The sequence below is a fragment of the Ensifer sp. ENS10 genome (assembly GCF_014852025.1).
Lineage (GTDB): Bacteria > Pseudomonadota > Alphaproteobacteria > Rhizobiales > Rhizobiaceae > Ensifer.
On record NZ_JACVAS010000034.1, the window covers coordinates 1 to 770 of the forward strand.

General features: G+C 57.1%; 1 protein-coding gene. It reads right to left on the minus strand.

The window, feature by feature from the left end; translation table 11 throughout:
- A partial coding sequence (locus IB265_RS36245) for a hypothetical protein (RefSeq protein WP_192496226.1) occupies positions 1–509 on the minus strand: 509 nt, incomplete at its 3' end.
- Positions 510–770: the final 261 nt, after the last annotated feature.

A 770-nucleotide genomic window follows, 5' to 3' on the forward strand; every position in this document is an offset into this window, starting at 1 on the left:
AGCTCGTTCGCCAGGTCGTCCAACGAACAGCCCGTTTCTGCTTTCATATTGATAAGATTGAGAAAGACGTGCCACCAACGCATCCGATTACGGACAGCCTCCTGCGTCTGCCCGTAGTGGATATAAGCATAAAGATAATCCGTCGCGATCAGATCGAAGAAGGCCTGCGGTCTCGCCAGAAAGTCTCGGCCGCGTTGGGTTGGTACCAGTACGTCCTTTCGCCGCCGAAGAAGCCGCAAGTACTTGAGCATGTCACGCACGACCAAAAGCGGCGGCATATCGGCTTCGTTGAGAACCTTGTTGATGCTGTATAAGTCGTCCGACGTGTAGCCGGGCCAATCGAAGTGAACAGCGGCCCAGTGGACGAACTTGCGGTTCATCGCCCCCGACGCGGTCAGACCGATGCCTCCCTGGGTCTCTGCGTAGGAAACCGTCATGGCCATGCCGCGAAGCAGTGGCGACAAAGCGGCTACATCGACGTCACCCATCAGCCTGATTTCCGGAAGCATCGCGAGATCCTGGCCCTGCACGTTCAGCTGCCAGCAACATCTACCAGGAACGCATTAATTGAAACTGAGAAAGCTAAAGCCGAAGGGGTGCCCTACGCCCGCCCCCTCCCTTCCCTTGCAACCCGGCCCAGCCGGTCCGGTCGGGGGCTTGCCTCAGCGCCAGTGGAGATGTCGGCTGTCGCATTTCTAAATGGCTGAAGACGTATCCAAAGTGACATTTTAACTTTGCGCCAAAGCGGACAGTTCAACCTGGCCGCCACA